The sequence below is a fragment of the Gimesia sp. genome (assembly GCF_048262075.1).
Lineage (GTDB): Bacteria > Planctomycetota > Planctomycetia > Planctomycetales > Planctomycetaceae > Gimesia.
On record NZ_JBLXFK010000037.1, the window covers coordinates 1 to 10,103 of the forward strand.

General features: G+C 48.5%; 1 protein-coding gene. It reads left to right on the top strand.

Translation table 11 applies throughout. The features are described 5' to 3' along the window. On the top strand, positions 1 to 10,103 hold a 10,103-nt coding region (locus tag ACN0YH_RS27895; protein ID WP_417382891.1), incomplete at both ends, for a tandem-95 repeat protein.

Genomic DNA, 10,103 nt, shown 5'->3' on the forward strand with positions numbered 1-10,103 from the left:
GATCAGTTACAGCTATAACGTGATCGACGGCAATGGTGGTACGGTCTCTCAGACGGCGACGATTACGATTAGTGGGGTCAATAACGCTCCGGTCGCAGTGGCGGATGCATTTACCACATCAGAAGGGTTTACGCTGACCAGCGACAATGTGCTGTCTGCTAACCCGACGACTGCGGACAGTGACGCGGAAGGTCAGACACTGACGGTGAGTGCGGTTGCAGGTGGCACCGTGGGTGCTCAGTTTACACTTGCTTCAGGCGCGTTATTGACTCTGAATTCTGATGGTACATTCAGCTATGACCCGAATGGTCAGTTTGAGTATCTTTCGCTGGGTGAGGCAGCGACGGACAGTTTTACCTATACGATATCCGATCCTGAAGCGGCTACGGATACAGCGACGGTAACTGTCACTATAACGGGAGTGAATGCGGCTCCGACAGTGGGGGCGGCAATCGGTTCAACAGTAAACGAAAATGATGTCGCTTTTAATCTGAATCTATTGACAGGTGCCAGCGATGTGGATGCAAGTGATGTACTTAACGTGAGTGGTCTGACGCTGGTCAGTGGTGATACTGCCGGTATCACGGTAAACGGTAATACGCTGGATGTCGATCCTGATGCTTACGCTGGCCTGTATACCGGCGAAACCGAAGTGGTCAGTTACAGCTACATTGTGACTGACGGCAATGGTGGCACAGTATCTCAAACCGCAACCATAACGATTGCAGGAGTGAATGATGTGCCGACAGTAAGTGCGGCATTGAGTTCCACGGTCACTGAAAATGATGGTACTTACAGTCTGAATCTGTTAGCGGGTGCCGAAGATACTGATGCAAATGATACTCTTAACGTGAGTGGTCTGACACTGGTGAGTGGTAATGCTGCAGGAATAACTGTTAATGGTAACACTCTGGATATCGATCCTGGTGTCTATAACAGCCTGGCTGAAGGCGAAAGTGAAGTCGTCAGTTACAGTTATAGTGTGACAGATGCTAATGGAAATACCGTAGCACAGACTGCGACGATTTCGATTGCCGGTGTGAATGATACGCCGACAGTCGGGGCAGCATTGAGCTCGACAGTCACTGAGGAAGCGGGGGCTTACAGTCTGAATCTGTTATCGGATGCCGTGGATGCTGATACGAATGATTCTCTCAATGTCAGTGGTTTGACTCTGGTAAGTGGTGATGCTGCCGGTGTTACAGTGAATGGTAATACGCTCGAAATCGACCCTGGTGCTTACACCAGTCTGGCAGAAGAGGAAAGTGAAGTCATCAGTTACAGCTACAATGTGATTGACGGCAATGGTGGTACTGTGGCACAGACCGCGACCATTACGATTACCGGGCTGAATAATACGCCCACAGTGAGTGCTGAGTTGAGCTCATCGGTCACCGAAGATGATGGTGTCTTCAGTCTGGATCTGTTATCAGGCGCCAGCGATATTGACCTCAGCGATAGTCTCAATGTTAGTGGTTTGGTTCTTGTCAGCGGCGATGCTACCGGTGTTACGGTGAATGGAAATATGCTGGATATCAATCCGATAATCTATACCAGTCTGAATACTGGTGAATCAGCAGTGATCAGTTACAGTTATGACATTGTGGATGGTAACGGTGGAACGGTCGCTCAGACGGCAACGATTACAATTACTGGCATGAATGATAACCCGACAGTGAGTGCAGCCTTATCTTCAACAGTAACTGAAGATGATGGTTCTTTCAGTCTGGATCTGTTAGCGGGCGCCAGTGATGCCGATGCGAATGCGACTCTTAACGTCAGTGGTCTGACGCTGGTGAGTGGTGATGCTGCCGGTATTACTGTGAATGGAAATACGCTGGAGATTGATCCCAACGCTTACAACAACCTGGTTCAGGGAGCAACAGAAGTCGTTACCTACAGTTACAATATTATTGATGGGGACGGCGGATCCACAGCGCAAGCTGCGACCATCACAATCAGGGGAGTTCAGGACCCGGGAATCCATGTGATTGATGAAACGGGGGAATTGACGAACGGTTCTGCGAATATCAATTTCGGCCGAATCTATTTTAATGAATCGGCAACACGCACAATTACCATCAGCAATTACGGAATTGATCCGTTAGATCTGAGTGGAGGGATCAGTATTCTGGGTGGGAATGGATTCACACTGGTTTCGCAACCAGCTGTCAGCAGTCTGGATCCAGGGGAATCGACTACGTTTGAAATTCAGTTTAATGCGGGGGCAACCCAGGGTACCTTCGCAGATACAGTAACCATTTTAAGTAACGACCCGAATCAAGGTACGTTTACTTTTGATATTTCAGCGACAGTGATTTATGTGAATATTATTGATAATGGAGATGCTGGTTACAGCACGACGGGCACTTGGGGGTATATCACAGCGACATGGGATTATGGAAGTGACCGAAACTATATTATTCATACCTCATCTCCCGGTACAGGAGCGAATACAGCAACGTGGAGTTTCAGTGGACTGGCTGCAGGGTATTACCGACTTTCCGGGAACTTGCCAACCGGTTCTCTCTACACACCTCATGCGGAGTATACCATTTCTGGTGTGACAGGTGGTGACGATTTTCTTGTTATAGATCAATCAGATACCGAGATTAATGGTTATTACGAAGACTATCATTGGGGAGAGACCAACCTTTATGGCGGTCATTATTTTCAGGATTTCGGCTATTATAAAGTAGAAGAGGGGGGCACACTTTCAGTCACCCTGACTGATAATAATGTTCAAGGAAATGTGATCGCACATGCTGGATATGTTTTAGCAGACGCAATGCGGCTGGAAGCACTGGTCGATGTGCCTGCCACGATTGAAGTTTTCGAAGGTTCCCAGGTTATTGTTGATGATACAGTCAGTAAGGATATGGATGCGGTTTTCTTTGGGGAATCAACTACCAAAACCTTTACCATTTTGAATTCAGGAGCCAGTACACTGGACTTGAGCAATGGAGTGACGCTGACTGGGACCAGTGGATTCAGCATCGCGTCACAACCGGCGGTGACCTCTCTGGCGGCTGGTGAATCCACCACTTTCGTGGTGCAGTTTGACGCTGATTTCGAATTTGATTTTGAGGTAGGAAGTCCCTGGGCAGAATTCACGGAGACTGTAACAATCCCCAACAGTGTCCAGCCGGAAGAGCCCTTTACTTTTGATATCAATGCCACTATTTCGTCTGAAAAAATCATTGATGATGGCGATTCCGGTTTCAGTACAACGGGAACCTGGACTTATGGAACGAACTCTGATTATTTTGAGGATGATATACTCTCTGTGTCCAGTGGTGGGACAGGACTCAATACGGCGACCTGGGAATTTACAGACCTGAATGAAGGAACCTACCGCGTTTCAGGAACCTGGTTCACCTACTGGAACCGTGCGTCCAATGCAAAATATACGATTTCAGGCATAGTGGGGGGCGATGTAGAAGTAACGGTTGACCAGCATTGGATTGTTAATTTTATAAAAGACGAAGGAGCGCAGTGGCAAGACTTTGGGTACTTTGAGGTGGAGTCTGGTGGAACATTAAGTATTACTCTGACTGACGAGGATGCTAATGGGGTGATTGGTGCAGATGCATTTCGAATCGGACGCGTGCCTGCCGTTATTCCAGAGATCGGAGTCTATGATAGTGATTCGGAACTTGAGAATGGAGCGAGTACAGTCGACTTCGGAATAGTTCATCTGGGAGAAACCGTCACCAGGACGATTACGATTAATAATACCGGGACAAATACACTCGATTTGAGTAACGGGATCAGCGTTGCAGGCGGCTCCGGGTTTGTTATTACTTCACAACCGGTCAGCGCTCTGTTTGCGGGTCAATCTACCACGTTTGAAATCGCGTTCACAGCAGGTACTGAAGCAGATGACCTGAGTGATACTGTGACGATTTTGAGTAATGATTACTTTGAAGAACTCTTCACATTTGATCTGACTGCGACTGCGAATTATCTGAAAATTATTGACAACGAAGATCCCGGATACAGTACTACTGGCAGCTGGCTGGAGAGTACACATGCTTCGAACTATCTGGGAAGTTCTGATTATCTGAATGGTGGCGGAACTGGTCTGAATACGGCAACCTGGCAGTTTGATAATCCGGTTGCAGGGACTTATCGGGTCTCCAGTAACTGGTTCACTTATGGTGACCGGGCTACCAATATAGAGATTACGATAGATGGTGTTTCCGGGGGACCTGTCACTCAGTATCTCAACCAGAGAACCCTGACTGCCAATCTCGCGGAAAATGGTGTTAACTGGGAAGATTTCGGTTATTTTGATGTAGATGGCAGTGGGCCGATTACAGTTACAATATCGGATAACCTGGCGAATGGGAAAGTTATTGCGGATGCGGTTCGAGTAGAACTGATCAATACGACACCGAAACTGGATACAATTTCGGATCCGACAGCGATTGACGAAGATGCGGGTGAACAGACTGTCAACCTGACGGGAATCTCCGCAGGGGGCGGTGAATCACAGACGCTGACTGTAACAGCGGTCAGTAGTAATCCGTCGCTGATCGCAGATCCGACTGTTGTCTACACCTCGGGGCAAAGCACAGGTACATTGACCTATACCCCGCTTGAAAACCAGAGTGGAACTGCGGTGGTTACTGTGACCGTTACTGACGAAGACGGCGGCCAGGCCGTGCAGACCTTTACGGTGAGTGTAAACGGGGTCAATGATGATCCAACCCTGGATGTGATTTCCGATCCGGCAGTCATTGCTATCAACGCAACCGGGCAGACTGTCAATCTAAGTGGAATTACAGCCGGTGGTGGAGAGACGCAGACTTTAACCGTCACAGCGAGCAGCAGTAACACGTCAGTGATTCCTGATCCTGTAGTGAATTATACTTCGGCAGATTCGACCGGAACCCTGACCTATTCTCCGGTGACCGACGCCTATGGTTCTGCAGTGATCACAGTTACTGTGAGTGATGGGCAGGGTGGAGAAACGACTAAAACCTTTACTGTAGTGGTCAATGGTGTGAATGTAGATCTGCAACTCGATCCGATCTCCGATCCGACAGTGATTGACGAAGATGCCGGAGAGCAGACGGTTTCACTGACCGGAATCACTGCCGGTGCAGGAAAACAAGTGGTGAGTCTAATTGCGATCAGCGATAACCCGAGTCTGATCAGTGACCCGAGCGTAACGTATACTCCAGGCGACGCAACTGGATCTCTGAGCTATACTCCGACTGGTAATGCGAGCGGATCGGCTCAGATTACGGTGATCATTACTGATGAAGATGGCGTAACGTATTCGGACATATTTACGGTAGGCGTGAATGCTGTTAATGATTTACCAACACTCGATGCAATTACTGATCCGACGGCGATCAACGGAGATGCCAGCGAACAGATGGTTAACCTGACGGGAATTTCCGCGGGTGGCGGCGAGTCACAAACATTGACAGTGACAGCAGTGAGCAGCAATCCATCTCTGATTGCTGATCCAACGGTATCTTACACCTCGGGTGAGAGTACAGGAACTCTGGTATATGCACCACTGGCAAATCAGTCAGGCACAGCTGTGATCACAGTTACGGAGACTGATGAAGCAGGCGGGCAGACAGTGCAGAATTTCAGCATCAGTGTGGTTGCAGTACCAACAATTGTCATTTCCGACGCCAGCGTCTCTGAAGACGGTAGCTTTATGGAGTTTCTGGTGACGCTGGATCAGTCTGCTGCCGGTCCTGTTTCGGTTGACTTTGCGACATTAGATGGGACCGCGACTGTCGCAGGCAACGATTATATCGCAGAGACAGGCACACTTGATTTTGCAGGAAATGCCGGCGAAACGAAGTCCATCGTTGTCACAATCAATGATGACTACCATGATGTGACAGATGAAGACTTTTATGTCAACTTGAGTAATGTGCAAACGTCCGGGGCATACGTCATCCTGGCAGATGCGCAAGGCAAAGGTACGATCGTGGATGACGATCGTGTCGTCATGATTCTGGACAATGGTGATTTGTTCGATCAGACTACTTTTACCGGTTTTCGTCTTGAGAACAATGGAATTCTGAACGCCAGTGCCGTCGGAAATCAGATTGGATATGGAACGTCATTACTTAATTACGGATATCAGAATGATCTGGATATCGTCCATGTCGGGACAGGTTTAACTGCTTATTGGGAATTTTCGGGACTTGATGCCGGGGAATATCGAATTTCGGTTACCTGGCCTGATAATGCTCCAATCAGTGGTTTAGAAATTCCGACAACTGCTACGTATTATGTCCTGGATGATTATATTCAAGTGGATTCTCCGGTGGTGCTCAATCAGCGTGAAACTCCTTCTTCCTTTTACGATGATGGTGCACTCTGGGAAGATTTAGGAATCTATTCCCTCTCCAGCGGCTCACTCACTGTAATGTTACCTCCTACAATCAATTCCCGGAATCTCGTCGATGCGGTGCGAATTGAACGTATCAGCTCGGGCGCCGACATTGATGTTCGTGATATCACAGATGAAGTTGTAGGAGAAACGCCGTATACACTGGTGGTCGATGAAAATCAGGCTGGCGTTGATTTTGGCACTACCGAATTGCTTACAGAAGTTACACGCAGTTTCCAGATTGCTAATCAGGGAACTGATCCACTCAATATCAGTAATATCACCATTTCTCCTGAATTTTCGACGGATCTGGTTGCCCAGACAGTGGCTGCAGGTGAGACGATAGAATTCACTGTTACGATGAATGCGGCCACGTTTGGGGACCGGGACGGCTTGCTGACTTTCGATACGAATGACAGTAATGAAACAAATTATGAAATCCGATTACAAGGCAATGTGTCTAATGTTGTTGTTATTGACAATGGTGATTCCGACTTTTCGGTAACCGAAGGTTTTGTGGTTTTTGATACTAATTATTGGCAGGGTAGTGCCGGTTTTGGAGGTGATATCAGCGCTGCAATCCCTAACCAGCCAGGTAATACGCCGCAACCTGGCGCTGAAACTGCGACCTGGACCTTTTCAGGACTGACTGATGGAGACTATAGAGTATCGACAACCTGGTCCACAGGTTATACCAGAGTCGATGATGCGCCTTTTACATTGGATGGGGGAGCAGACACGTTTTCCATTGATGTTAACCAGCAGATCGCTCCCGCTGGATTTACTGACCTGGGGAAGAACTGGTTAGATTTGAATTCCCTGTTTACTGTTACGGGAGGAGTTCTCACTGTTACACTGACCAATGATGCCAATAGTTACTGGAGAGACAATTGGGGCCCGGGTTACGGGGTGATTGCAGATGCGATTCGGATTGAATACCTGCCTGAAACCGAACTGGAAATCTCGGTAGTCAACGCCGATGGTTCGGAAGAAGTTCTGCAGGATGATGCCGGCATCGTAGATTTTGGTGCTACTCTGCCCGATGTTCCAGTTGTCAAAGATTTTGTAATCAGAAATCTTTCGACGCAAGCTGTTGATGTTGCAGGCCTGATCAATCTGCCTCCTCAGTTTACGATCGTGCCTGGTTCTGAAATTGGTTTGTCTGGTGGTTCCACAGTGCTGGCAGGCGGGGATTCCGTAACCTTTTCTGTGCAGTTCAACCCGGAGGGAAGTCTGGGAGAGTTTACAGGTCAACTCTTTGTAACGTCAGGGGATCCTGATAACAGCCCTTATAACATTACACTCAAAGCTGAGTCCGGTCCGTTAACTGTGAACTACGATGACCCGGAATTCATAGAACGGGGCAGATGGTTGCATGACGCCGTTCATGATCTACCTTATCTGTATTCAAGTACGCAGAGTCAGGGAATCGGGGATGGCACTAAAACGGTTACCTGGGAGTTTGATGTGACTCCCGGAACGTATCAGATTGCTGCTAACTGGGTAGGGAATCCCAATATTGCGCCTTACAACAGCGGTGTTGCTCCAGACGCTCATTATACAGTTTATGATGATACGACCCCATTAACTGACTTCCATTTGGATCAGGTCAATGGAGCCCGTGGCGCCAATGACTTCTATGATGATCTGCAAGGCTGGGACTTTCTCGGTACACCTGTTGAAATTACCGGGAATAAATTGCGAGTTGTCATTGCCGATGATGGACATGGTTTGAGTCTGGCTGACTCTCTGCGAATCTATCAGGTTGATGCAGACTTTGAATACCGCAAACGTCCTGTTATTGCCGGCAGTATTTCGGTGAATGAAGGGGCCACTTATACTCTGGACTTACCAGTTGTTGATGCTGATGGCGCTGCTTTTACCGAATGGACCATCCACTGGGGAGATGGAGACGTAGAAACGATTTCAGGAGCCCCCGCTTCCGTTTCGCATATTTTCCCAGACGGTGATCAGACTGTGATGATCTCTGCAGCTGGTACATCGGCAAATGGAACTATCTCAGCAACACCCAGGTTAGTGACTGTGCAAAATGTAGCACCAGCATTGACGATCAGCGGAAATGATTATTTTATTGAAGGTGCGAGTTATACGCTCAATTTGTCAGAATCAGATCCGGGCGATGACACCATCGTAGAATGGACCATTGATTGGGGTGATGGCAGTGTGGAAACCATCGTTGGTAATCCGACATCGGCGGTTCACGTCTTCAACAATATGGCGGCGAGTCATACTGTTTCCGCAACAGCGACTGATGAAGATGGTACGTTTAACTCGAACTCAATCGTCATCACTGCACTCAACGAAGATCCCGTGCTGACGATTTCAGGTTCAGCGACAACCAATGAGGGAAGTCTGTATTCATTGGACCTGTCGGCCGTCGATACTGACACCGGAACCATTTCCAACTGGTCGATCAGTTGGGGTGATGGAATTGTGGAAACCATCTTCGGAAATCCCACAACGGTCACTCACCTCTATACTGATGGTGCAGCCAGCCGAACGATTTCTGCTACCGCCACTGATGAATATGGAACTTATGACGCGAATTCGATTGTCGTAAATGTATTAAATGTAGCACCGACTCTGATTATCAGCGGGTCCGCGACCGTGGATGAAGGGGCGACTTACACACTCTCGCTTTCCGAATCTGATCCTGGAATCGATACAATCACACAGTGGTCCGTCGACTGGGGTGATGGCAATGTGGAAACGATCGCTGGTAATCCCTCTTCAGCGACGCATGTCTACCTGGATGATTCACCGAGCTATACCATTTCTGCCACAGCGACTGATGAAGATGGTACGTTTAATTCGAATTCCATCGTTATCTCTGTACTCAACGTAGATCCCGTGCTGACGATTAGTGGTAATGCGACCGTTGACGAAGCCGCGATCTATACACTCAGTCTGGCCTCATCAGATTCCGGGACCGATACAATTACGGAATGGTCGATCGACTGGGGTGATGGCAATGTAGAAACGATTGCAGGGAACCCTTCAGCAGCAACGCATGTCTTTGCCGATGGTTCAGACAGCTTTACCGTCAGCGCTACGGCTACCAATGAAGATGGTACGTATAATTCGAATTCCATCGTCATTACCGTATTGAACGTCGCACCTACACTCACGATCAGCGGAGACGCGACCGTTGATGAGGGCGCCACGTACACGTTAAACCTGTCTTCTTCCGATCCGGGGGCTGATACAGTTACGGAATGGTTGATTGACTGGGGGGACGGCAATGTGGAAACGATTGCCGGCAATCCATCGTCTGCCTCGCATATTTTTGCTGATGGCGCAGACAGTTATACTGTTTCCGCCACTGCCACCGATGAAGATAGCACGTTCAATTCGAACTCGATCGTGGTTTCCGTTCTGGACGTTGCACCGACACTGACCATCAGTGGAAACGCGACTGTGGATGAAGGAGCTACCTATACGTTGAACCTGTCCGCTTCTGATCCAGGGGCCGACACGATCACAGAATGGTCCATCGATTGGGGTGATGGCAACGTGGAAACGGTCGTGGGCAATCCATCGTCTGTCACGCATGTTTTTGCCGATGGTGCAGACAGTCACACCGTCTCTGCGACTGCGACCGATGAGGATGGCACGTTTAATTCGAATTTGATTGTGGTTTCCGTATTGAACGTTGCACCGACACTGACCATCAGTGGAGACGCGACCATTAATGAGGGAGCTACATATACGCTGG